Origin of the sequence: Streptomyces niveiscabiei (assembly GCF_033794345.1) — a bacterium.
Taxonomy (GTDB): domain Bacteria; phylum Actinomycetota; class Actinomycetes; order Streptomycetales; family Streptomycetaceae; genus Streptomyces; species Streptomyces niveiscabiei.
This window is the reverse complement of the sequence record NZ_JARAYJ010000064.1, coordinates 1-22,490: the sequence shown is the minus strand read 5'-3', so window position 1 is coordinate 22,490 and position 22,490 is coordinate 1. Positions and strand designations below refer to the sequence as shown.

The window sequence follows — 22,490 nt, the reverse complement described above, 5'->3', positions numbered from 1 at the left end:
TCCTCTTCGGCGGAGGACGACTTCAGCGGAGGACGAAGGGGCTGCCGGTGGGGGCACCGGTGTTGATCCAGACGCTCTTGTCCTCCAGGTAGGAGGCGATGGCGCCGATGCCGTTCTCGCGGCCGATGCCGGAGTCCTTGAAGCCGCCGAAGGGAGCCAGGTAGCTCACCGCGCGGTAGGTGTTGACCCAGACGGTGCCGGAGCGGATCCGGTCGGCCATGCGGAAGGCGCGGCCGATGTCGCCGGTCCAGACACCGGCGCCGAGGCCGTAGCGGCTGTCGTTGGCGAGGGCGACCGCCTCGTCCTCGTCCCTGAACGGGATGACCGCGAGGACAGGGCCGAACACCTCCTCTTGAGCGATGCGCATGTCATTTCGTACGCCGGTGAAGACAGTCGGCTCTACGAACCGGCCGCCTCTGTCGGCAGCCTTGCCGCCGAGGGCGAGCCGGGCGCCTTCCTTCTGCGCGATGTCGATGTAGTCGAGGACCTTGGCGTACTGGGCGGGGGTCGTGATGGGCCCGACCTGGGTGGTCTCGTCCATCGGGTCGCCCATACGGGCCGTGCGCGCGAGGCTGACCAGGCGGGCCACGACTTCGTCGTGCACATCTTGCTGCACCAGCAGCCGGGACCCGGCGATGCAGGTCTGCCCGGTGGCGGCGAAGATGCCGGAGACGGCGCCGTTCACGGCGGCTTCGAGGTCGGCGTCGGCGAAGACGATGTTCGGTGACTTGCCGCCGAGTTCGAGGCTGACGTGCTTGAAGTCGCGGGCGGCGGCCTGGTTGATGTGACGGCCGGTGGCGTCCGAGCCGGTGAAGGTGACCTTGCGGACCAGCGGATGCTCGACGAGGGCGGCGCCGACGTCCCGGCCGAACCCGGTGACCACGTTGACCACCCCGGGCGGCAATCCCGCCTCGTGGAGGAGCCGGACCAGTTCGAGCGTCGACGCGGAGGTGAACTCCGACGGCTTGATCACCACCGTGCAGCCCGCCGCGAGCGCCGGGGCGATCTTCCAGGCCAGCAGCAACAGAGGCGAGTTCCACGGCGTGATGACCGCGACGACCCCGACGGGCTCCTTCTTCGTGTACGCGAAGTAGCCTTTCTTGTCCAACGGCGGGACGGTGCCCTCGACCTTGTCCGCGAGCCCGCCGTAGTAGTGGAACCACTGGGGTACGTAGCCGACCTGGCCGTGCATCTCGGTGAACAGCTTGCCGTTGTCGCGGACCTCGGTCTCGGCGAGCCGGCGGGCGTTCGCGGCGATGGTGTCGCCGAGCCGCCGCAGCAGGGCACCACGCGCGCTGGCGGTCAGCTCGGCCCAGGGACCGGTGTGCAGGGCGCGGTGGGCGGCTCGTACCGCGTCGTCCACGTCCTGCTCGGTGCCCTGGGCGATCTCGGCCCACGGGGTGCCGAGGTAGGGGTTGTCGGTGGGGAACCATTCGCCGCCGGCGGCTTTGCGGCTCTCGCCGTCGATGAACATCTCGTAGCGCTGCATGGGAGCCCCGTCCGTTAGAAGGTGCCGAGGCCGAGGGCGGCGCGGAAGGTGTTCTTGTTGGCGACGCCGTCTCGGGGCGGCAGGGCGCGCGGGGGCTCGGTGGTGTCGATGAGCACCTGGGCGTACGTGGTCGCCGCGCGCGCCGTGATGCGGGCTGCGAGGTCGGCGGCCTGGGCGAGGTCGGTGACGCGGAGGGTGTCGCGGATGCCGAAGCCCTGGGCGACGGTGATGAGGTCGGTGCCCAGGCCGGTGTGGCTGGGCTGCATGCCGGTTTCGCCGAAGTGGGCGTTGTCCAGTACGACGAGGGTCAGGTTGGGCGGGAGTTGGGCCCCGATGGTGGCCAACGTGCCGATGCCCATGAGGTGTTCGCCGTCGCCGGTGAGCGCGACGGCCGGCCGGTCGGGCTGGGCGAGAGCCAGGCCGAGGGCGAGAGGCGCGGCGCCGCCCATCGCGCCCCACAGGTAGAAGTTGGTGGGCCGGTCACCGGCGGCGAACACGTCGTAGCTGGGAGAGCCGAGGCCGGTGACGACGAGTGCGTCCTCCGGGAGCCGGGAGATCAGGTCGGCGACGAAGCGGCGGCGGTCGAGGCGGGCCGGGGTGTCGACGGCGGTCATCAGTTGCGCTCCCACTTCTTGCGGCCGATCAGTTTCTGCCCGAGAAGCACGGCGACGCGCTCGCCCGCCTCGAACACCGAGTCCAGGGCGGCCTCGACGGTCTCCTCGACGTCCTCGGGCTCATCGGCCCGGAGCACGGTGATGCCCATGAGTTCCAGGGCCTGCTGGGTGGTGCGGCCCATGGGGCTCTGCCAGGGGTTGAACTCGGCGTACTCGCCGCGCATCGTCACCAGCGTCAGGAAGGGGAACCGGCACATCTCCAGCAGGGAGAACATGTTCACGCAGTTGCCGACGCCGCTGCTCTGCATCAGCAGAACCGCGCGCCGACCACCCAGCCAGGCCCCGGCGACCACACCGACGCCCTCCTCCTCGGTGGTCAGCACCACGTCGTGGATCGCGGGGTCGCGCTGCGCTTCGAGGATGGTGTGGGAGTGGCCGGAGTCGGGGACGTAGGCGATCTGCTGGATGCCGCGCTTCTTCAGTGCGGCGAAGACGTCCTCCTGCCAGGAGGGTGGCGCGGGAGCGGGTGTCTCGTTCATGGCGTTCATCATGGGTACTGATGGGTGACCCTGAACAATAGAAGTTCGTGATGCCCGCATGCGTCGCCCGCATAGCGAGCGGTTGGGGCCCTGGCCCCCGCCCTGCGGCTGCGCCTGACTAGCGCCCTTCGTTGAGGAAGGCCGAGACGAGGGCGCTCGCTTCGGTGCGGCATTCCTCGAAGTACGCATCCCGGGCGCCCGGGAAGACATGGCTGGTGGCGCGGGGGATGGGGGTGGCGAGGAGCGGGAGGTTGTCCGGCGGGGTGAGCCGGTCCTGGTCGCCGTGGAGCAGCAGCGTCGGTGCCGTGATGCCGGGGAGTGCGTCCCAGGCGTCGTGGCCGTTGCTCGCCACCAGGTGTCCGTGGCGGGCGTGCGGGGGCATGTCCGGGTCGCCGAAGGTCGTGTACGGGCCGGGGTGGTCGGCGAGCCAGGCGGGGGTGTACATCAGGTCGATCAGTGCGCGGCGGGCGGCTTCCGGGTCGGCTTGGGCCAGGGCCCGTCGTACGGAGGCGTCCCGCTCGATGGCGTGCGGACCGCCGGGGGAGGTGCAGCCCAGGACGAGGTGTCGCACCCGGCCGGGGTGGCGGGCGGCCACCCTCCCCCAGAGGGGGTACCCCCAGCGACCCGCCCGCCCATGGAGGTCCCGTGGACATCGGCACGTTCGACGCCCAGGTGATCGAGCACCGCGATCACGTCGTCGGCGAACTGCCGTGTGGAGTAGGGCCCTTGGGGCTTGTCGCTCTCTCCGGTGCCGCGGTGATCGAGGGTGATGGTGGAGTGGGTGGCGTGGAAGTCCGCGCGGACGGCGTCCCACCAGTGGTGGTTGTTCGCCTGCCCGGCCAGGAGGACCAGCGGGTACCCATCTCCCGTGCGTTGGCAGGCCGGCGCCGTGCCGTCCTGGGCGCGGGCGATGGTGGTGGACGGGTGTCGGGTGTCGGTCATGCGATGTCCCGGGGTTCTTCGATGGTCTTCGCGGACGGCCGAGTCGGTGTGGGAGTCACGTGTTCTCGGTGCCGGCGTGGGTGTCGGTGTCCGTGTCGGCGCCGGATCCGTGGACCTGGGCGGAGGGCCATCTGCCCTGCTGCACGGCCGAGTTGACCTGCCGTACCAGCTCGCGCGCGACGACCTCCACGGCCGGCGGCGTGCGCCCGTGCCGCGGTGTGCCGAGGACGATCGAGCGCCACACGTCGGGTTCGCTCAGCGGCGCGGCGCTCAGCGTGCCCCGCGTGACGTCCTCGGCGATGCCCACCCCGGGCAGGACGGTCCAGCCGTGCCCCGCCTGGACGAGCTGCTTCTGCACACGCATGGAATTGGTCTGGACGACGACGTCCATGACGGCGTCGGCGCGCACCGCCGCCGCGTCGATCAGGCGGCGCAGGGCGTGGCCCGAGGCGGGCATGACGAGCGGGTGCCGGGCCGCCTCCGCGAATGTGACGGGGCGGTCGGCGCGCAGCCCTGCGGATGCCGGAGCGACCGCCCACAGATGCTCCCGCACCAGCGGGCGGGCGTTGAGGGACGGCGTACTGTCGAGGTTGTAGAGCAGGGTCAGATCGAGGTCGCCGGCGTCGAGCCACTGCTGCAGATGGCCCGAGTAGGCGGTCATCAGGCGCAGCTCCACGCCGGGGTGGTCGCGGGCGACCGCGGTCACCAGAGGCTCGGCCAGCAGATCGCTGGTGCTCTCCAGCAGCCCTACGCTCACGATCCCCGTCACCACACCGGGGCTCGGCTGCACCTCGGCGCGGGCCCGCTCCAGTTCGTTCAGGGCGCGCCGGGCGCGGTCGACCATGATGGCCCCGGCGTCCGTGGGCCGCATGCCCTGCCCGGTCCGCTCGAAGAGGTCGATGCCGAGTTCCTGCTCCAGGGTGCGGATCTGCCGGGTGACCGCGGGCTGCACCAGGTGCAGCAGCTCCGCGGCGCGCGTGACACTGCCGACCTCGGCGACCGTGACGATCGCCTTGAGCTGCTTGATGTCCAACGGGCCTTCCTTCCGCAGTCACACCCTCCCCGGGCGCATGAGTCATCCGCGCCGCGCATGGGGGCATTACATATTGCTATTTCCTTTGGAGGGTCATGAGTATTAATGATGGTACTCCCGTACGGGACCCGCACCCTCCTGGAGGTCATCTCATGACCGAGCCCCCCGAAGAACTGCCTCTGGCCGGCATCACGGTCGTCAGCATCGAGCAGGCGGTGGCCGCTCCCTTCGCCACCCGCCAGCTGGCCGATCTCGGTGCCCGGGTCATCAAGGTGGAGCGGCCCGGCGGGGGCGACTTCGCCCGCCGGTACGACACCACGGTGCACGGCGAGTCCAGCTACTTCGTGTGGCTCAACCGGTCGAAGGAATCCGTCACGCTCGACCTGAAGTCGGACGCGGGACGCCAGATCCTGGACCGACTGCTCGCCGGAGCCGACGTGTTCGTGCAGAACCTGGCGCCGGGCGCGGCCGAGAGGATGAGCCTGGGCGCCGTAGCCCTCGCCGAGCGCTTCCCCGCCCTGATCCCCTGCTCCGTCTCCGGCTACGGAACCAGCGGCCCCTGGGCCGACCGCAAGGCGTACGACCTCCTGATCCAGTGCCAGACCGGCCTGGTCTCGCTGACCGGCAACGAGCAAGGGGCGGCTCGCGTCGGGATATCGATCGCCGACATCGCCGCCGGCATGTACGCCTACTCCGGCATCCTCACCGCCCTGTTCACCCGGGCCACCACGGGCGCCGTACGCGCCGTGGAGGTATCGCTGTTCGAAGCACTCGCCGAGTGGCTGAGTCAGCCCGCCTACTACACCCGCTTCGGCGGCACCCAGCCCCCGCGCATCGGCACCCAGCACGCCACCATCGCCCCCTACGGCGCCTACACCTGCGCCGACGGCAAGGACGTGCTGTTCTCCATCCAGAACGAGCGCGAATGGGCCGCACTGTGCGAGCGATTTCTCGGCCGGCCAGGACTGGTCACGGACCCGCGGTTCACCACCGGCTCGGCCCGAGTCGGCCACCGCACCGAGCTGAACGCGATCGTGGCCGAACGGTTCGCCGAGCTGAACAGCGACGCGGTGACGAAGCTGCTCGACGAGGCCGGCATCGCCAACGCGGGCGTGAACGACATCCAGGAGTTCCTGGCCCACCCGGTGCTCAGCGCACGGGACCGCTGGCGCGACGTACGCATCCCCGGGGAAGCCGTGGTGCCCGCGCTGCTGCCGCCGGTCGACCTGGCCGGGACAGCCCCGCGTATGGACCCGGTGCCCGCGGCCGGGGAGCACACCGCGTCCGTCCTGGCCGAACTGGGGTACGGCAGCACCGACATCGACCGTCTCAGGGCCGACAGCGTCATCTGAACCCCATCTGGACCACAAGGAGTTCCCGCATGAGCACCCTCGACATCCTCGCCGAGGACGAGCAGTTCATCGTCCGTACGGTGCGCGACTTCGTCGACAAGGAGGTGAAGCCCGTCGTCCAGGAACTGGAGCACGCCAACACCTACCCCGAGGCCCTGATCGAGCAGATGAAGACGCTCGGCATCTTCGGCCTCGCAGTCCCCGAGGAGTACGGCGGCACCCCCGTCTCCACCCCTTGCTACGTCCTGATCACCGAGGAGCTGGCCCGCGGCTGGATGAGCCTGGCCGGCGCGATGGGCGGCCACACCGTCGTCACCAAGCTCCTGCTGCACTTCGGCACGGAGGAACAGAAGCGCCACTACCTGCCGAGGATGGCCACCGGCGAGATCCGCGCGACCATGGCCCTCACCGAGCCCGGCGGCGGCTCCGACCTCCAGGCCATGCGCGCGATCGCCCGCAAGGACGCCGACGGTTACCTGGTGAACGGCGCGAAGACATGGATCACCAACTCCCGCCGCTCCGGCCTGATCGCCCTGCTGTGCAAGACCGACCCCGAAGCTACGCCCGCTCACCGAGGCATCTCGATCCTCCTCGTCGAACACGGGTCGGGCCTGACCGTCTCCCGTGACCTGCCCAAGCTCGGCTACAAGGGCGTGGAGAGCTGCGAGTTGGCCTTCGAGGACTACCGGGCGCCCGCGGATGCCGTCCTCGGCGGTGCGGAGGGCAAGGGCTTCGCGCAGATGATGAAAGGGCTGGAGACCGGCCGCCTCCAGGTCGCCGCCCGCGCCCTCGGCGTCGGCCGGGCGGCATTCGAGGACGCGCTCGCATACGCGCAGGAGCGCGAGTCGTTCGGCAAGCCGATCTGGAAGCACCAGTCCATCGGCAACTACCTGGCCGACATGGCCACGTCGCTCACGGCAGCCCGCCAGCTCACCCTGTACGCCGCCCGGGAGGCGGACGCGGGCCGCCGCGTGGACATGGAGGCCGGCATGGCGAAGCTCTTCGCCTCCGAGACGGCCATGCAGATCGCCCTCAACGCCGTCCGCATCCACGGCGGTTACGGCTACTCCACCGAGTTCGACGTCGAGCGCTACTTCCGGGACGCCCCGCTGATGATCGTCGGCGAGGGCACCAACGAGATCCAGCGCAACGTCATCGCAAGCCAGTTGGTCAAGCGCGGAGGTCTGGACGCATGAGGATCGTCGTCACGGTGAAGCACGTGCCCGACGCCACGGGCGACCGGCACTTCGCCGACGACCTGACCGTCGACCGGGACGACGTGGACGGTCTGCTCTCCGAGCTGGACGAGTACGCGGTCGAGCAGGCTCTCCAGATCTCGGAGAACTCCGACGACGACGTGGAGGTCACCGTCCTGACGGTGGGCCCGGAGGATGCCAAGGACGCGCTGCGCAAGGCGCTGTCGATGGGCGCGGACAAGGCTATCCACGTCGAGGACGACGACCTGCACGGCACCGATGCGATCGGCGTCTCCCTGGTGCTGGCCAACGCGATCGAGAAGGCCGGGTACGACCTGGTGATCTCCGGCATGGCGTCGACGGACGGTGCGATGGGAGTCGTTCCCGCGTTGCTGGCGGAGCGTCTGGGCGTGCCGCAGGTGACGCTGCTGTCGGAGTTGTCGGTCGAGGACGGCACGGTCACCGGCCGCCGTGATGGCGACACCGACACCGAACAGCTTCAGGCATCGCTTCCGGCCGTAGTGTCGGTGACCGACCAGTCGGGCGAGGCGCGCTACCCCTCCTTCAAGGGGATCATGGCCGCCAAGAAGAAGCCGGTGACCTCCTGGGATCTGTCCGACCTCGGCATAGAGGCGGAGGAGGTCGGCCTGGAGGGTGCGTACACCGTCGTGGACGCGGCGGCCGAGCGTCCGGCGCGCACCGCGGGCACGATCGTCAAGGACGAGGGGGAGGGCGGCAAGCAGCTCGCCGAGTTCCTCGCGGGCCGGAAGTTCGTCTGATCGAGTTGGAGTTGCTTCCCCATGGCTGAAGTTCTCGTCTACGTCGACCACGTGGACGGTGCCGTCCGCAAGCCCACCCTGGAGCTGCTGACCCTGGCCCGCCGCGTTGGCGAGCCCGTCGCCGTCGCCCTCGGCGCGGGTGCCCCCGACACCGCCGCCGCGCTCGCCGAGCACGGCGCGGTCAAGGTCCTCACCCACGACGCGTCCGAGTACGCCGACTACCTGGTCGTGCCGAAGGTCGACGCCCTGCAGGCCGCGGTCGAGGCCGTCTCCCCGGCCGCTGTGCTGGTGCCCTCCTCCGCGGAGGGCAAGGAGATCGCCGCGCGTCTGGCGCTGCGCATCGGCTCCGGCATCATCACCGACGCCGTCGACCTCGAGGCCGGCGACGAGGGCCCGGTGGCCACCCAGTCGGTGTTCGCCGCGTCCTTCACCACCAAGTCCCGTGTCTCCAAGGGCACCCCGGTCATCACGGTCAAGCCCAACAGTGCCGCCGTGGAGGCCGCCCCGGCCGCCGGTGGGGTCGAGGCCCTGTCGGTGTCCTTCTCCGCCGCCGCGACCGGCACGAAGGTCACCGGCCGCACGCCGCGTGAGTCGACGGGTCGTCCGGAGCTGACCGAGGCCGCGATCGTGGTCTCCGGTGGCCGTGGCGTCAACGGCGCGGAGAACTTCGCGATCATCGAGGCCCTCGCCGACTCCCTCGGCGCGGCCGTGGGTGCCTCGCGTGCCGCGGTGGACGCGGGTTGGTACCCGCACACCAACCAGGTCGGCCAGACCGGCAAGTCCGTGTCGCCGCAGGTGTACATCGCCTCCGGTATCTCGGGCGCGATCCAGCACCGCGCCGGTATGCAGACCTCGAAGACGATCGTGGCGATCAACAAGGACGCCGAGGCCCCGATCTTCGACCTGGTCGACTACGGCGTCGTCGGCGACCTCTTCGACGTCGTCCCGGCCCTGACCGAGGAGATCAAGAGCCGCCGGGGCTGACCAAGCCGGCACGGGCGCCTCGCCCACCAGTGGTCTTCACGGGATCGTCCGGTCACCCACGAGGGAGTGACCGGACAGACCCGACGTTCATGTGCGATGGGCAAGCCCGCGCGGTCAGCCCTCTGAGCCGCCGCCCTGCAACGCTTGATCGTGGTGCATCCCCTTTCCAGGTGTTCGGTCTGCCCTGCTGGACTTGTCCGGCCGCAGGCTCTGATGGCGCGCGCCGTGCCGTCGTCACCCGTGCTGCATGTGCCGGCGGATCCATGCCGCCTGCCCGCCGTCGATGAGCAGGTCGGTGCCGGTGACGTACAGCGCCTGCGGGCCGGTGAGGAACGCCGCGGCGTCGGCGATCTCGCCCGGAGTGCCGGGGCGGCCCGCGCCGCACGCGTCGAGCATCTTGAGCATGTGCCCGTCGGAGTCCGAGTCGGCCTCCGCCTTCGACATGGCGGTGGAGACGACGCCCGGGCTGAGGGTGTTGATGCGGGCTCCACGCTGGTTCCAGGCGAACGCTGCGGCTTGCACCCGCACGAGGTTGGCGCGCTTGGCCAGGATGTACGCGGCGGTCGGATCCTCGCCGAGGGCAGTGACCGCGCCCAGGGCGAGCAGCTCCTCCGCGGGGGCCGTCGCGAGGGCGGCCTCGTCCTCGGCGCTGATGGCGGCCATGTGCCCGGCCACGCTGGCGACGCAGACCAGCGACGTGCCGCGGACGGCCACCTTCTCGAACGCCTCGATCACGTACACCGTGCCGAGCAGATCGACGTCGAGGATCGTGCGCACCGAGGCCGTGGCGGCGGCGACGCCGGCGGTGTGCACGACGGCGGTGATCCGTCCCGCGCCGGCAGCGGTCCGGGCGAGTTCCTCGACCGACGCACGGTCGGAGACGTCCGTCAGCACGCCCCGCGCGTCGTAACCCTCGGCGCGCAACGAGTCGACAGCCCGGTCGAGCGGCTCACGGAAGGCATCGGCGAGGAACAGCGTCCGCCCGCTGCCCAGCCGCCGCGCCACCGCCGACCCCATACCTCCTGCTCCGGTGACGACGACCACGTCACGCGCGTCGTCCATAACGTCGTGCATGCGCAACCTCCTTGTTGTTCTCGACGTCGTACGCGTTGTCCGGCACGGTTCCAGGAGTCGGGGAGCCGTGCCGGACGACTGCGGGTGTGGGGCAGGCCGCCTCGGTGCCGGTGGCCGGAACTGCTTCGGTCCAGGCCGTACCACCCGCGATGGCCTGCCGCCAGGCGCGGATGGCCTTGGGCGGCATGCCGACCGCCAGGACGCCGGTCAGCCGCTCGCCGGTGCGGTAGGCGGCGACGAACCGGCGCTCGGCCAAGTCGCCGTCCACCACGGCGACTTCGTCGTGGCCGCGCAGGTAGCCGTACGCCTGGATCTTCATGTCGTACTGGTCGGACCAGAAGTACGGCACCGGCGCGAACGGTTTGCGCGCCTCGGGCGCGGCGAGCAGGTTGCGGGCGGCGGCCATGCCCTGCTCCGCGGCGTTCGTGCGGTGCTCGATCCGCATCGACACCCCGAACAAGGGGTTGTGCCAGCGGGCGACGTCACCGGCTGCGTACACGCCTTCGGCGACTTCGCAGTACTGGTCGCAGACCACCCCGTCGCCCACCGCCAGCCCACTGTCCGCCAGCCACTCGGTGTTGGGCAGTGAACCGATGGCGACCAGGATCTCGTCGGCCTCGACCACTTCGCCGTCCGCGAGCCGCACCCCGTCCTCGGTCACCTCGGTCACGGTCACACCGGTGCGCAGTTCCACACCGCGGTCGAGATGGGCCTGGGAGAGTATCTGACCGACTTCCGTACCGACCGCGTGGGCCAGCGGGACGGGAGCGGGTTCGAGCACGGTCACTTCGCAGCCCAGGCGCCAGGCCACGGCGGCGGCCTCGGCAACGAGGAACCCGGCGCCCACCACGACCAGACGGCTGCCCGGCTCCAGCCGGTCGCGCAGGGCGAGGGCGTCGTCCAGAGTGCGCAGCACATGCGCGCCCTCCCCGGCCAGTCGTCGGGGCCGTACCCCGGTGGCCACGATCAGTCCGTCGTACGGCAGCTGCGAGTCGTCGGCCAGACGTACCGTACGGTCCGTCACGTCCAGCCCGGTCGCCGCCACTCCGAGCCGCAGATCGAGGTCCAGGGCGTCGAGGTCGGAGTACGGGCGCAGTGGGAGCTGCTGGGTGCTCCAGTCGCCCGACAGGATCTGCTTGGACAGCGGGGGACGGTCGTACGGGGCGTGCGGCTCATCGCCGACGAGGGTGAGGGTGCCGTCGTAGCCCTCCCGGCGCAGGGTCTCCGCCGCCGCGAGCCCGGCGGCCGAGGCTCCGACGACCACGATGCGCCTCACTGCTCCACCAGCCGGATCGCCGCAGCCGGGCAGACCGCCACGGCCTCGCGTACTTCGTCCAGGTGTTCCTCGCCAGGCCGCTCCTCCAGCAGGATCGCGACGCCGTCGTCGTCCCGCTGGTCGAAGACGTCAGGGGCGGCCATCACGCACTGCCCCGATGCCACGCACTTCGGTACGTCCAGTTCCACACGCATGGTTGTCACCTTGGTCCTTCTCGGTTCTCGTGGGGGAGGTGTCACCAGGCCGCCGGCAGGCTGCGCACGCCGTAGGTCGTCCCGGTGTGGTCGAATTCCAGGTCCTCGATCGCGGCGTCCAGGCGCAGCGTGGGGATACGGCGGTAGAGGGTGCCGTAGACGACCTGGAGTTCCAGGCGGGCCAGGTTCTGGCCCAGGCACTGGTGGGGGCCGTAGCCGAAGGCCTGGTGGACCCGGGCCGGGCGGGTGATGTCGAGGCGTTCGGCGTCGGGGAACACCTCCGGGTCCCAGTTCGCCGCGTGCAGGTCGAAGATCATGCCCTCGCCCTTGCGGATGACGATGCCGCCGATCTCGATGTCGTCCTTGGCGACCCGGCGCACCCCGGTCTGGAGGATGGTCAGGTAACGCAGCACCTCGTCCACCGCGTTGGCGATCACCTTGGGGTCCTCGGTCTCACGCAGCAGGGCGAGCTGGTCGGGGTGCTGGAGGAAGGCGAGGGTGCCGAGGCTGATCATCGTCGTGGTGGTCTCGTGACCGGCGATCAGCATCGCCACGCCCATGTGGACGGCCTCGGTGTGGGTCATCTCGCCGGCCTTCACCCGGCCGGCCATCTCCGTGAGCACATCCTTGCCGGGCTCGGTCATCTTCTTGGTGAGCAGGTTGTCCAGATAGGCGGCCAGGTCGCCGCTGGCCTTCCTGGCCACCTCCGGCGCCACCGCGCCGTCCAGCACCACGCCGCTGTTGCGCTGGAAGAAGTCGTGGTCCTCGTACGGCACCCCGAGCAGCTCGGCGATCACCAGCGACGGCAGCGGGAACGCGAACGCCTTGAGCAGGTCGGTGGGGTTCGGGCCGGCCAGCATGTCGTCGATGAGGTCGTCGACGATCTTCTGGACCGGCGCCCGCATCGTCTCGATCCGCTTGACCACGAATGGTCCGTTGACGGTCCGCCGCAGCCGCGTGTGCTCCGGCGCGTCCGTGTTCGTGATCAGCCGCGGGGTCACCGGCGCCATGTCCGCACGGTGCGCGTTGACGTAGGGGAAACCGGGGTCGAGGTCGTCGTCGCTGACTCGGGGGTCGGGCAGCAGGGCCCGCTGGTCGGCGTGCCGGGTGACCAGCCAGGGCGTGCTGCCGTTCCAGATCCGCACCTTCGTGAGCGGCTTTTCCGCCCGCAGTTGCTGCGCGGCCGGGGCGGGGGCCAGTGGGCACTCTGCGGCCCGCGGCAGCGGATACTCGGGCAGTGGTCCGGTCGCGCCGGTGGCGGGGCAGGACGGGGCATCAGTCATAGCATCTCCTCGGGGACGTGGGGTTGGAGGAGTCCGGCCGGGAAATCACGCCGGAGTCCGGAGACATGGCGGTCGACCTTTTCGACCACCGGCATGGAAGCGGAGTGGTCTGACAACTTCCGGTCGGTTTTGCCGACAGAAACCTGACGTGAGGCAGGTCACTCGGCAGGGTGGCTGAACTCGGGAGTGGTGATCCCTCCGCCATCAACGATCCCGGTACCGGCTCGCCGTCGCGAGGGAGCAGGCTCCCGAACCCGCGGTGGAGCCTGCTACACCACGAGTTGAGACGCTTCTCGTCCGCCTGCGTTCTCCTGGTCAACTGCCCTGGGGCTCATCACCGTTGGCTGACGCGAGGCCCCTTCGTCGGTGACCTCGCTGATCCGGCCGGGGGCTCCAGGGCCGACGACCAGTGGGCTCCCGACGGAGGGCAGAGGCATGGTGTTGCCCCCTGCACCACCGTTTCGGGGGAGCGGTGCCCCTCGCGGTGGCAGGAAGGGCGCGACCGTGGAAGCGCGTCGCCGCAGCGGGAGGTCGGACCACCGGATCAGTCCGGTTCCGCCCCCGTCATCCGGGCCTCTGGGATCTGCGGCACCGACGTCTCCGTGCCCCTGGGCCACGAAACCCGCCGACGAGGTGGACGAGAAGGGATCCGAGGCCGGTGGCCTCAAGGCGGGCGACCGGGTCGTCATCTACCCCACCGAGATCTTCGACGTCACCCCCCCGAACGCGTCGAGCACCAGGAGCGGTTCGCCCAGCTCATACAGGGCCCTCGCTCAGTTCCGGGCATCTGACCCACCTGGCGGGGTGTTGGACGGACCGGGTCTCGTCCGTCCAGGTGTAGTGGGCTACACCCCCGGTTCGGGAGGGTGCACCCTCGTGGCCACACGCGGCCGACGGAATCGTGGAGGGCGGAGAAGGGCCCCAGCCTCCGGGAAGGTGGACGACACCCCCGCCGAGGCGGCTCTCCCTCTCCTCACCGTTCCTGAACCGCTGATGTGGAGGCCCCTTCGCCATGGCAACCGTCCTTTATCACCTGGGCCGTGTGGCCTTCCGTTGGCGTTGGTTCGTCGCTCTGTTGTGGGTGGCGCTGCTGGGCGCCGTCGGTTTCGCCTCGTCCAAGGCACCCACCCCCGCCGACGAGGGCTTCACCATGCCCGGGATCGAGTCCCAGAAGGCCTTCGATCTGCTGGAGGAGCGCTTCCCGGGCTCGGCCGCCGACGGGGCGAGCGCTCGCATCGTGTTCATCGCCCCGAGCGGTGAGAAGGTCACCGCCGCCGAGAACAGGAAGAACATCGAGCGACTGGTCGACTCCGCTGCCGACGGGGCGCAGGTCGCCTCCGTCGTCGACCCGTTCCAGGCCAAGGCCGTGAGCGAGGACGGTACGACGGCGTATGCGACCGTCTCCTTCAAGGCGAAGGCCGACGACCTCACGGACGCCGGTAAGAAGCAACTGGAGTCCGCCATCGAAGTGGCCCGGGACTCGGGTCTGACCGTCGAGGTCGGCGGAGACGCGCTCGCCACGCAGCCGTCCGCCGGTGGTGCCGCCGAGGCGATCGGCATCGCGGTCGCCGCCGTGGTCCTCCTCATTACCTTCGGGTCGCTGGCCGCGGCCGGGCTGCCGCTGCTGACCGCGATCATCGGTGTCGGAATCAGCATGACCGGCATCCTGGCCCTGTCGGAAGCCTTCGGTCTGTCGGAGAACACCGGCACTTTGGCCACCATGCTGGGTCTGGCATGCGGTATCGACTACGCCCTGTTCGTGGTCTCCCGGTATCGGGAGGAGCGCGCCAAGGGGCGTGACCCGAGGGAGGCCGCCGGGCTGGCCGTGGGTACCGCCGGTTCCGCTGTCGTCTTCGCCGGACTGACCGTCGTCATCGCGCTCGCCGGGCTGTGGGTCGTGGGCATCCCGATGCTCACCAAGATGGGTCTGGCCGCCGCCGCGGCGGTCGGCGTCGGAGTCCTCATCTGCCTGACCCTGGTCCCGGCCCTCCTGGGCTTCTGGCCGAACGCCGTCCTCTCGCGTGGCGCCCGCAGGAACTCCAGGCGCCACCGCAGGAAGCTGCGGAAGACCGAGAACGGCGGCTCACGCTGGGCGCGGATCGTCGTACGGCTTCCCCTGCCCGTCCTCGTGCTCGGCGTCGTCGGACTGGGCGCCGTGGCCACGCCGGTCCTGGACCTCCAGCTGGGCATGCCGGGTGACGAGGCCAAGGCCACTTCCACCACCGAGCGCCGCGCCTACGACGCCCTCGCCGAGGGCTTCGGCCCCGGCTTCAACGGGCCGCTGACCGTCGTCGTGGACGCCAAGGGAGCCGCCGACCCGAAGACCGCCGTTTCCGGCGTCTCCAAGGAGATAGCCGCCACCGACGGCGTCGTCTCCGTCTCCCCGGCTCGCTTCAACGAGGCCGGAGACACGGCGGTGCTCGCCGTCACCCCCTCCACCGCGCCCACCGACGAGAAGACCAAGGACCTCGTCCAGACCATCCGCGACGAGCGGCCGGGCATCGAGGCCAAGGCCGACGGCGCGTCGTTCGAGGTCACCGGCAAGACCGCACTCGACATCGACGTCGCCCAGAAGGTGCAGGCCTCGCTGATCCCGTACCTCGCCGTGGTGGTCGGCCTGGCGATCGTGCTGCTCCTGCTGGTCTTCCGCTCGCTGCTCGTCCCGCTCAAGGCCGCCTTCGGCTTCCTGCTCTCCGTGCTCGCCGCCCTCGGCGCCGTCGTCGCGGTCTTCCAGCAGGGCCACGGCGCGAGCCTGCTGGGTGTCGAGACCACCGGCCCGATCATGAGCATGATGCCGATCTTCCTGGTGGGCATCGTTTTCGGCCTGGCCATGGACTACGAGGTCTTCCTGGTCTCCCGGATGCGGGAGGCGTATGTCCACGGCGAAGCTCCCAAGCAGGCCATCGTCTCCGGGTTCCGGCACAGCGCCCGGGTGGTCGTCGCCGCCGCGCTGATCATGATGGCGGTGTTCTCCGGCTTCATCGGCGCCGGCGAGTCCATGATCAAGATGATCGGCTTCGGGCTCGCGATCGCGGTCCTCTTCGACGCCTTCGTCGTGCGCATGGCGATCGTGCCGGCCATCCTCGCCCTCCTCGGCCACAAGGCCTGGTACCTGCCCCGCCGGCTGGACCGGCTGCTCCCGAACATCGACGTCGAGGGCGAGAAGCTGAGCCAGAAAGTCCCCGCACCGACGGCTCTTACCCCCGCTGAGGAACACGACAACGAGCCCGCCCTCATCCACTGAGCGACACCGGGTGGCCAGTGGGCCGCCCGGGACCGGGGTCGCCGATGCGCCGCACCGGTGGGGACGGGGGCGGCGCGCCACGGGCCCCGGCGGCCGGAGCGCATCCGCTCGGCCACCGGGGCCCGCCCCTTCCACATCGGCCTCCGCGGGGCGGTTCTCACCCCGTACCCACTCACCTCCGTCTCTCGCTGAGCCGGCCGGGCTCGAAGGCATCCGGAAGGACAGGGACGATCTTGAGGAAGAAGACCCTGATGACGACCCATCTCCGCCTCGTACTGGCCGGACTCATCGTCGCGAGCGGCACCCTGACCGCCGCGGTCGCCGTCACCCACGACGACGGAGACGTCGGCACCGCGTCCATGACGCCGTCCGAGAAAGGGCCGTACGTCGCCCTCGGCGACTCCTGCACCGCCGGCCCGAAGATCCGCGGCCAGACCCGGGACCCGGCCGGCTGCGACCGCTCCGACCGGAACTACCCCTCCTACGTCGTCGCCGGACTCGGCCTGAAGGGCACCCGGTTCAAGGACGTCAGTTGCAGCGGCGCCACCCTCGACGACCTGACCGGGCGGCAGTCCACCGAGGACGGCACCAACGCAGCCCAGCTCACGGCGCTCTCGGAGCAGACCCGCCTGGTCACGATCGGGGTCGGCGGCAACGACATCGGTTTCAGCTCGATGATCAAGCGGTGTGTGGGCATGGGGGCGCTGCACGAACTCGTCGGCAGCGGCAAGTACATCTCCGAGGACGCGCCTTGCGCCCGGCAGTACGGTGACGACGTACAGCAGAAGATCGAGGCGGCGGGCGAGCGGCTAAGCGGCACGCTTGGCCAGATCCGGCGGCGCGCTCCCGAAGCACGCGTCTATGTCGTCGGCTACCCGGCGATCCTGCCGTCGGACAGCGCCGAGTGCGGCCGCGAGATTCCCCTCGCGCCCGGCGACGTGAGCTTCCTGCGGAAGCAGGAGCAGCGGCTCAACACGGAACTGCGCGGGCGCGCCGAGGCCGCCGGAATGAAGTACGTCGACACGTACACGCCATCGGAGGGCCACGACGCCTGCTCCGCCGAGGGCGCGCGCTGGATGGCGGATGCCGTACTGCGCACCGCCCGCGGGTCTCTGTGAGAGGTGGGCGAGGCGGCCGGGCCCGACACCAAACAGGTCGGGCGAAGTCCACTGCGGTTCGGCAGCGCCCTCAAGGGGCGCGGGGCTGTGCTGGATTTGCGGCTACCGCCGCGTGGGCGCGACCAGCCACGACGGCGCCGCGGACGAAGAAGAACAACCCATCGCGGCACCTTCAGCGGAGCGCTTAGCGGTTGTTCAGGTAGGCGAGCACGGCCAGCACCCTGCGGTGTCCGCTGTCGCTGGGCGGCAGATCGAGCTTCAGGAACACGTTGCCGATGTGTTTGCTGACAGCGCGTTCGGTCACGACGAGCGTCTTGGCGATGGTTGTGTTGTCATGGCCCGCGGCCATCAGCTCCAGCACCTCGCGTTCGCGCGGCGTGAGTGAGTCCAGGGGCGAGTCACGGCGGCGGGTGAGGAGTTCGCCGACGACTTCGGGGTCCAGGGCGGTGCCGCCGGCGGCGACCCGGTCGAGGGCGTCGAGGAACTCGTCGACCCGCCCGACCCGGTCCTTGAGCAGGTAGCCGACGCCGCTCGCGCCACCGCCGAGCAACTCGGCGGCGTACGACTCCTCGACGTACTACGAGAGCACGAGTACCGGCAGTCCGGGGATCTTCTCGCGGGCTTCCAGTGCGGCGCGCAGGCCCTCGTCGCGGAAGTGCGGGGGCATCCGCACGTCCAGTACGGCCGCGTCCGGGCGGTGTTCGAGGAGCGCGGGCAGGATCTCCGGGCCGGTGCCGACGACGGCCGCCACCTCGTGCCCGGCAGACGTCAGCAGCAGCACGATCCCCTCTCTGAGCAGGGCATTGTCCTCGGCGATCACCACACGCACGGCAGCTCCACTTCGATCACGGTCGGTCCCCCGGTGGGACTCGACACTCGTACGGTCCCATCCAGCGCGGCCACCCGGCGGCGGATGCCCAGCAACCCCGATCCGTCGCCGGACTCGTCCGCACCACCCTCACCCTCGTCGCGCACCACGGCCCGCAGTCCGGTACGGAAACGTTCCAGAGCGACCGATGCCTGCCTGCTTCCGCTGTACTTGGCGGCGTTGGTCAGCGCCTCGGCCACCGCGAAGTAGACGGCCGCCTCGACCGCCGCAGGCGCTCGCACGCCGTCATCCTCCAAGCCGTCCACGCGCACGCTCACGTCCAGGCCGCTGCTTGCGGCCAGTGCCCGGACGGCCCCGACGAGCCCGCGATCGGTGAGGATCGGCGGATGGATGCCGCGCACCACGTGCCGCAGTTCGGTCAGCGCCTCCTCGGCCTGGTCCTGCGCGTCGGCCAGCAGCTTGCGGGTGGTGTCGGGGTCACGGTCGAGCGCCCGCCCTGCCAGCCCGATCCGCATCGACAGCGCCACCAGCCGCGCCTGTGCCCCGTCGTGCAGGTCCCGCTCGATGCGACGCAGCTCGGCGCCGTGAGCGGTGATCGCGTCCGCCCGGGTGGCCGCCAGTTCCTCGACGCGGGCCGCCAGCAGCGCCTGCGGGGAGGGCCTGAGCAGGGTCTGGGACCAGCCGGCCTCCAGGTCGGCGAGGCGGGTGATCAGCGGCAGGACGACCGCCTTGCGGCGCAGCAGGCCGCAGCACACACCGTCGACGACCAGGCCCAGCGGCCACAGCGGCAGCGCCAAGAACACCAGGGCGCCGTAGACAGAGGAGGCGGCCATCCAGCGAAGGTCTGTGCGAGTGCCAGGGTCGCGGACGGCCGTGCGCAGACGCTCACGGAGGGTGCCGGTGATCGGCTGGTACGCCTCGGGGATCCGCCGGCCGGTCCAGGCTGCCGTAAGACCGCGCTTCGCGCCGGCGATCCGGCGGATCAACTGCACTGTCTCGGGCAGCATCCACGCCCCGACCACCGAGACCGTGGCGATCGCAGTGATCAGCAGCACGGTGATGAACAGGTACAGGCCGAAGGCCAGCGCCGCGGCCACGACCAGATGGAGCGTGGCCCGCGCTGCCTGCCTAACGGCCTTTCCCATGGCGACAAGGCTACGGGCGGGGTGAGTGGACGTGATCGTTCGGGAGCGGGCGGGCCGGCGGCGCACCGGGTTCATGTTGCTGTGTCTCCTTTGCCGAAGTCTCTTCGAGAGGCGGCGGGCACAGCGGCAGTTCCGCGACGACTTCGAAACCGCCTCGGGGCCGGTGGCCCGCGCGGAGACGGCCTCCGGCGGAGTGGGCGCGCTCGCGCATGCCGATGAGCCCGTAGCCGCTGTGGGAGGAAGCCGCGTCGGCCGACGCCGTGCCTCCGCTGTTGGTGATGGTGATGACCAGCCGGTCGTGGGAGTGGGTGAGCCGCACCTCGGCCGTGCCGGTGGTGGCGTGCTTGGTGACGTTGGTGAGTGCCTCCTGCACGATCCGATACGCCGCGAGGTCTGCCCCGGCGGGGAGCGGCCGTGGTCCTCCCTGAGCGACGAGGGTGACGATGAGTCCGGCGTGCCGGAACGAGGCGGCGAGTTCGGGGAGTTGGGCAAGTCCGGGGGTTGGGCCGGGCGACTGGTCCGAGTCGTCCGTGTGGCGCAGCAGGCCGACGGTGGCCTTGAGTTCGCGGACGGCCGACGCCGTGGTGTTGGTGAGCTCGGCGACGATCTCCTTCGCCTTCTCCGGACGGGTGTTCAGGAAGCGGGCCACGGCGCCGGCCTGAAGATTGGCCAGGACGAGGTGATGGGCGACGACGTCGTGCAGGTCGCGGGCGATGCGCATACGCTCCTCGGTCACGCGGTGCCGTGCTTCCCGTTCCCTGGTGCGTTCCGTGTGCTCGGCGCGGGCCTGGACAGCCGCCAGATACGCCGTGCGCAGCCGGTGCGCGGTGCCGAGCGAGGTGGGCAGCAGCAGCCAGGCGGCGGGGCCGATCAGTTTCAGGGCAAGCGGTTCGTCGGCGGGACCGGCGAGCAGCGCCGTGGTCACGAGCACCGCGACACCGGTGAAGGTGAAGGAGTTGGCCGTCTTCCGGTTGGTGCGCACGGCCAGTGAGTGGAGCGCAACCATGAGCGGCCCCAGCAGCATGACGGTGAGAACGTAGCCGAGAGCGGCCGTGACCGCGGCGCAGGCGGTGGTCACCGCCACCGTGACGCGGGGACGGCGGCGACGCCACAGCAGAGCGGTGCAGGAAATGCCGGTCAGGAGCACCCCAGGCCAACAAGGGACATCCATGGGCCTCCCCGGCAGCGTGATCATGCTGCCGGGGAGGGAAGATGTGAAGACCGCGGCGGCGATGGCCGCGTCAGCGGCGCGGGGTGGTCGCGGGATCGCCGCTGCAAGCTGCTGATCATCGTGGGGTCCTGTCCATGGGGAGAGCGCGGCGCCGCGATGAACGCCCAGCGGGGCGACGCCCGTTGCGGCGTACGAGGCCACCGCCCCGGACGGCCAGGTGGTCTTGCCACCCGTATGGGGGTGCACCTGTGCATCACTGCGCCGTGCAGACGTCCCCCAGCGCGTCGGCCGCGGCGTCGACCTTGCTGGAGTCCGGGCTGGTGTCGCCGTTCAGAATGGCCTTGTTGTAGTCCTCGATCGCGGCCCTGAGGTCGTCGACGGCCCTTACGACCTTGTCGTCGTTCGTCCCGTCATCGATCTTGTCGAGGTTCTTCTCGACGGTGTCGATGGATTCCTCGGTCTGCGCGGGGTCGTTCGCCGCGTCCAGGCCGGCCTCATGGATCGCCTTGAGGCTGTCGGCGATCGTGCCGGCGTTCGTGAGGCAGTCAAGCGAGCTGCCCACCTGCGAGCCGTTCACTTCGTCGCAGCCGGTGGCGAGTCCGGCGGTCAGCAGGACGGCCGCCGCAGCGGTGGCAATGGCGGCGGTACGACGTCCGGGTGGGCGGTTCGCGGTCATGGGCAGGGGCCTTTCCTGAGGTCGGTTCGGGGGAGAGGAGAAGGGCAGCCGAGTCGCATGCCGTACTTCGTCGGCCACCGGCTGGGCGGGGTCACTGCGGGTGCGCGCCTCGGGCGCCAAGTGATGAGGCGAGGGACCCGGAACCATCCGATGGGGTCCGTGCGGAAAAGCACGGCAGACCCGGGCTCGGAGGGTCACGCCCAGCGCGCGTCCATCGCTGCGGCACGCTTCCGACGGTTCGCGACGAGGCCGCCCGCCGCCCCCAGTGAGACCAGGCCCATCCCGACGGCTGCCATGATTCCTTTCGCGCCGTCCAAAGAGAAGTAACAGACCGCGGCCACAGCACCGTTGAACAGGAACAGGAACCACATCACCGGCGGCGTCGACAGGAACGCCTTGATCTTCGGCTTCTTCGCGATGCGCGAGCCCGCCACGAGCGAGACGGCGATACCGGCGTAGGTGGCCACGTCTTTCGCGGTGCCGTCGAGGACGGCGCCGGATGCGGAACTCGCGGCCAGGCCGCCCACGAAGAACGACCAGAGCAGCAGGTTGGCGACGAATGACTTCAGGGCGGCGAACGGCGATTTCATGGAGCTGTCCTTCGAGTGGGGAGGCGGGGACACACTGCGACGTGCGGATCTGTCGCGATCTCTGAGGACCACGATCCCGTCGCCCGCTCGCCGGCGCGAGGGACCGACCTCCCGATCCCATGGTGTAGCCCGCTACACCATGGGGAGATCCCGGACGATCAAGACAGCGAAGAGCTGCCTGCGCTATCCGTTGGCGTCGATGTCGTGTTCTGTGTAGAGAAGGCTGGTGCGTTCGGTGGCGGTGAGCCGGCTTGCTTCGGAGGAGTACCGTCCTGCGGCACGATGCCAGTCGTAGTTTCCGCGTATCCAGGTAAGCATTGCGTTGATGTAGCGCTGCACTGCGGTGCGTTCGAGGTCGGAGGAGGCGAGGCTGTCGCATAGAACGGGTGTGCCGGACGCCAGGCAGATGAATCGCTTGAGGCGGGCGTGGACCATGTCCCGGATCTGCTCCACTCCCTCCGGGAGAGCGCAGCCGCCGTGGCGGGCGAGGACGCGGGCGAGGTTGGGATCGCCGCGAGCGTCGTCCTTCTCCACAGTGTCAATCCCCTCGAATCGTGGAGACCTTCCTATGCAGCCAGCCCCTCGCTGAGGCGGGCCCAGTAGTCGTGTTCGTAGTCGATCGGGCTCTTGAAGCCACACACGCTGTGTAGCCGTCGGCCGTTGTAGAAGTCAGTGATCCAGGTGGCGATCCGGATCCGGGCTTCAGCGCGGGTGGTGAAGGTGTGCCGGTGGACGTATTCGACCTTCAGGACGCCGTTGAACGCCTCGCTGACGGCGTTGTCGAAACAAGATCCGACCTTGCCCATGGACTGGAAAACGCCCAGCTTGCGGCAGGCGCGGCGGAACTTCCGCGAGGCGTACTCGGTGAGTTCAACCAGTCGTTGCAACATCGGGTTGTCGGAGCGAGCGTAGCTGTTTCTCGAAGACTTCGGCGGGGGTCTTCCAGCCGAGGATTTTGCGGG

The 22,490-nt window shown here is 70.1% G+C and carries 20 protein-coding genes and 2 pseudogenes; 6 read left to right on the top strand and 16 right to left on the bottom strand.

Features of this window, described 5'->3' with window-relative positions; genetic code table 11:
- Window positions 1–22 precede the first annotated feature (22 nt).
- The 5 genes and pseudogenes from PV682_RS42090 to PV682_RS42070 all read right to left on the bottom strand — a co-directional run bounded on the left by PV682_RS42090 (window position 23) and on the right by PV682_RS42070 (window position 4,617).
- Window positions 23–1,489: an aldehyde dehydrogenase gene (locus PV682_RS42090; protein ID WP_319737951.1), complete on the bottom strand. Its 1,467-nt coding sequence runs from the start codon at window positions 1,487–1,489 to the stop codon at window positions 23–25.
- A gap of 14 nt (window positions 1,490–1,503) precedes the next feature.
- Window positions 1,504–2,103 carry a thiamine pyrophosphate-dependent enzyme gene (locus PV682_RS42085; protein WP_319737950.1) on the bottom strand — a complete coding sequence of 200 codons (600 nt, stop codon included), beginning with the start codon at window positions 2,101–2,103 and terminating at the stop codon, window positions 1,504–1,506.
- Entirely contained in the window at window positions 2,103–2,642 is a 540-nt protein-coding gene (locus PV682_RS42080; protein WP_319737949.1) for a thiamine pyrophosphate-binding protein, read from the bottom strand. The genes PV682_RS42085 and PV682_RS42080 overlap by 1 nt, the downstream gene beginning before the upstream one ends.
- Window positions 2,643–2,760: 118 nt before the next feature.
- Window positions 2,761–3,584 (bottom strand): annotated as a pseudogene (locus PV682_RS42075) (alpha/beta fold hydrolase).
- Between the two features lie 55 nt (window positions 3,585–3,639).
- Window positions 3,640–4,617 (bottom strand): LysR family transcriptional regulator, encoded by a 978-nt coding sequence (locus tag PV682_RS42070; protein WP_319737948.1) that lies wholly within the window; start codon window positions 4,615–4,617, stop codon window positions 3,640–3,642.
- Window positions 4,618–4,769: 152 nt separating this feature from the next.
- Here PV682_RS42070 and PV682_RS42065 point away from each other — a divergent pair, with 152 nt between their 5' ends.
- The 4 genes from PV682_RS42065 to PV682_RS42050 are packed head-to-tail and all read left to right on the top strand — an operon-like array spanning window position 4,770 to window position 8,928.
- The gene (locus PV682_RS42065) at window positions 4,770–5,969 is read left to right on the top strand and encodes a CaiB/BaiF CoA transferase family protein (protein ID WP_319737947.1); all 1,200 of its coding nucleotides are present in this window, start codon (window positions 4,770–4,772) and stop codon (window positions 5,967–5,969) included.
- Window positions 5,970–5,998: 29 nt separating this feature from the next.
- Complete coding sequence (locus PV682_RS42060; RefSeq protein WP_319737946.1) at window positions 5,999–7,165, top strand: acyl-CoA dehydrogenase family protein; 1,167 nt, start codon at window positions 5,999–6,001, stop codon at window positions 7,163–7,165.
- Window positions 7,162–7,944, top strand: a complete 783-nt coding sequence (locus PV682_RS42055) for an electron transfer flavoprotein subunit beta/FixA family protein (RefSeq protein WP_319737945.1) — start codon at window positions 7,162–7,164, stop codon at window positions 7,942–7,944. Before PV682_RS42060 ends, PV682_RS42055 begins: the two co-directional genes overlap by 4 nt.
- Window positions 7,945–7,965: 21 nt before the next feature.
- Entirely contained in the window at window positions 7,966–8,928 is a 963-nt protein-coding gene (locus tag PV682_RS42050) for an electron transfer flavoprotein subunit alpha/FixB family protein (protein ID WP_319737944.1), read from the top strand.
- Window positions 8,929–9,162: 234 nt separating this feature from the next.
- Here the strand turns inward: PV682_RS42050 and PV682_RS42045 are convergent, their stop codons facing one another.
- The 4 genes from PV682_RS42045 to PV682_RS42030 are packed head-to-tail and all read right to left on the bottom strand — an operon-like array spanning window position 9,163 to window position 12,755.
- Complete coding sequence (locus PV682_RS42045; RefSeq protein ID WP_319737943.1) at window positions 9,163–10,002, bottom strand: SDR family oxidoreductase; 840 nt, start codon at window positions 10,000–10,002, stop codon at window positions 9,163–9,165.
- Window positions 9,974–11,278, bottom strand: coding sequence for an NAD(P)/FAD-dependent oxidoreductase (locus PV682_RS42040; RefSeq protein ID WP_319737942.1), 1,305 nt, complete (start codon window positions 11,276–11,278; stop codon window positions 9,974–9,976). The genes PV682_RS42045 and PV682_RS42040 overlap by 29 nt, the downstream gene beginning before the upstream one ends.
- Window positions 11,275–11,472: a ferredoxin gene (locus tag PV682_RS42035; protein WP_319737939.1), complete on the bottom strand. Its 198-nt coding sequence runs from the start codon at window positions 11,470–11,472 to the stop codon at window positions 11,275–11,277. Before PV682_RS42035 ends, PV682_RS42040 begins: the two co-directional genes overlap by 4 nt.
- A gap of 41 nt (window positions 11,473–11,513) precedes the next feature.
- Entirely contained in the window at window positions 11,514–12,755 is a 1,242-nt protein-coding gene (locus tag PV682_RS42030) for a cytochrome P450 (RefSeq protein WP_319737937.1), read from the bottom strand.
- 1,012 nt (window positions 12,756–13,767) lie between these two features.
- On the opposite strand from PV682_RS42030, the gene PV682_RS42025 reads away from it, so the two are divergent.
- Complete coding sequence (locus tag PV682_RS42025) at window positions 13,768–15,999, top strand: MMPL family transporter (protein WP_319737935.1); 2,232 nt, start codon at window positions 13,768–13,770, stop codon at window positions 15,997–15,999.
- Window positions 16,000–16,250: 251 nt separating this feature from the next.
- Entirely contained in the window at window positions 16,251–17,117 is an 867-nt protein-coding gene (locus tag PV682_RS42020) for an SGNH/GDSL hydrolase family protein (RefSeq protein ID WP_319737933.1), read from the top strand.
- A 184-nt stretch (window positions 17,118–17,301) separates the two neighbouring features.
- Here PV682_RS42020 and PV682_RS42015 read toward each other — a convergent pair.
- The 7 genes and pseudogenes from PV682_RS42015 to PV682_RS41985 form a co-directional block, all read right to left on the bottom strand.
- A pseudogene (locus tag PV682_RS42015) lies at window positions 17,302–17,946 on the bottom strand (response regulator transcription factor).
- Window positions 17,934–19,091, bottom strand: coding sequence for a sensor histidine kinase (locus PV682_RS42010; RefSeq protein WP_319737932.1), 1,158 nt, complete (start codon window positions 19,089–19,091; stop codon window positions 17,934–17,936). The pseudogene PV682_RS42015 and the gene PV682_RS42010 overlap by 13 nt, the downstream one beginning before the upstream one ends.
- A 10-nt stretch (window positions 19,092–19,101) precedes the next feature.
- Window positions 19,102–20,262, bottom strand: a complete 1,161-nt coding sequence (locus tag PV682_RS42005; RefSeq protein WP_319737930.1) for a sensor histidine kinase — start codon at window positions 20,260–20,262, stop codon at window positions 19,102–19,104.
- A 253-nt stretch (window positions 20,263–20,515) separates the two neighbouring features.
- Window positions 20,516–20,938 carry a hypothetical protein gene (locus PV682_RS42000; protein ID WP_319737929.1) on the bottom strand — a complete coding sequence of 141 codons (423 nt, stop codon included), beginning with the start codon at window positions 20,936–20,938 and terminating at the stop codon, window positions 20,516–20,518.
- 194 nt (window positions 20,939–21,132) lie between these two features.
- Entirely contained in the window at window positions 21,133–21,528 is a 396-nt protein-coding gene (locus PV682_RS41995; RefSeq protein WP_319737927.1) for a hypothetical protein, read from the bottom strand.
- Window positions 21,529–21,711: 183 nt separating this feature from the next.
- The gene (locus tag PV682_RS41990; RefSeq protein ID WP_319737924.1) at window positions 21,712–22,062 is read right to left on the bottom strand and encodes an isoprenoid biosynthesis enzyme family protein; all 351 of its coding nucleotides are present in this window, start codon (window positions 22,060–22,062) and stop codon (window positions 21,712–21,714) included.
- A gap of 32 nt (window positions 22,063–22,094) precedes the next feature.
- Window positions 22,095–22,418, bottom strand: a complete 324-nt coding sequence (locus tag PV682_RS41985) for an integrase core domain-containing protein (protein ID WP_319737922.1) — start codon at window positions 22,416–22,418, stop codon at window positions 22,095–22,097.
- Between the last annotated feature and the right edge of the window lie 72 nt (window positions 22,419–22,490).

What these genes read in the sequence shown, in the direction of transcription:
- PV682_RS42045 (WP_319737943.1), bottom strand. Translation starts at nt 10,002, where the DNA reads ATGCACGACGTTATGGACGACGCGCGTGACGTGGTCGTCGTCACCGGA.
- PV682_RS41985 (WP_319737922.1), bottom strand. Translation starts at nt 22,418, where the DNA reads ATGTTGCAACGACTGGTTGAACTCACCGAGTACGCCTCGCGGAAGTTC.
- PV682_RS42090 (WP_319737951.1), bottom strand. Translation starts at nt 1,489, where the DNA reads ATGCAGCGCTACGAGATGTTCATCGACGGCGAGAGCCGCAAAGCCGCC.
- PV682_RS41995 (WP_319737927.1), bottom strand. Translation starts at nt 21,528, where the DNA reads ATGAAATCGCCGTTCGCCGCCCTGAAGTCATTCGTCGCCAACCTGCTG.
- PV682_RS42050 (WP_319737944.1), top strand. Translation starts at nt 7,966, where the DNA reads ATGGCTGAAGTTCTCGTCTACGTCGACCACGTGGACGGTGCCGTCCGC.
- PV682_RS42065 (WP_319737947.1), top strand. Translation starts at nt 4,770, where the DNA reads ATGACCGAGCCCCCCGAAGAACTGCCTCTGGCCGGCATCACGGTCGTC.
- PV682_RS42055 (WP_319737945.1), top strand. Translation starts at nt 7,162, where the DNA reads ATGAGGATCGTCGTCACGGTGAAGCACGTGCCCGACGCCACGGGCGAC.
- PV682_RS42025 (WP_319737935.1), top strand. Translation starts at nt 13,768, where the DNA reads ATGGCAACCGTCCTTTATCACCTGGGCCGTGTGGCCTTCCGTTGGCGT.
- PV682_RS42010 (WP_319737932.1), bottom strand. Translation starts at nt 19,091, where the DNA reads ATGGGAAAGGCCGTTAGGCAGGCAGCGCGGGCCACGCTCCATCTGGTC.
- PV682_RS42020 (WP_319737933.1), top strand. Translation starts at nt 16,251, where the DNA reads ATGACGACCCATCTCCGCCTCGTACTGGCCGGACTCATCGTCGCGAGC.
- PV682_RS42080 (WP_319737949.1), bottom strand. Translation starts at nt 2,642, where the DNA reads ATGAACGAGACACCCGCTCCCGCGCCACCCTCCTGGCAGGAGGACGTC.
- PV682_RS42085 (WP_319737950.1), bottom strand. Translation starts at nt 2,103, where the DNA reads ATGACCGCCGTCGACACCCCGGCCCGCCTCGACCGCCGCCGCTTCGTC.
- PV682_RS42035 (WP_319737939.1), bottom strand. Translation starts at nt 11,472, where the DNA reads ATGCGTGTGGAACTGGACGTACCGAAGTGCGTGGCATCGGGGCAGTGC.
- PV682_RS42000 (WP_319737929.1), bottom strand. Translation starts at nt 20,938, where the DNA reads ATGACCGCGAACCGCCCACCCGGACGTCGTACCGCCGCCATTGCCACC.
- PV682_RS42060 (WP_319737946.1), top strand. Translation starts at nt 5,999, where the DNA reads ATGAGCACCCTCGACATCCTCGCCGAGGACGAGCAGTTCATCGTCCGT.
- PV682_RS42005 (WP_319737930.1), bottom strand. Translation starts at nt 20,262, where the DNA reads ATGGATGTCCCTTGTTGGCCTGGGGTGCTCCTGACCGGCATTTCCTGC.
- PV682_RS42030 (WP_319737937.1), bottom strand. Translation starts at nt 12,755, where the DNA reads ATGACTGATGCCCCGTCCTGCCCCGCCACCGGCGCGACCGGACCACTG.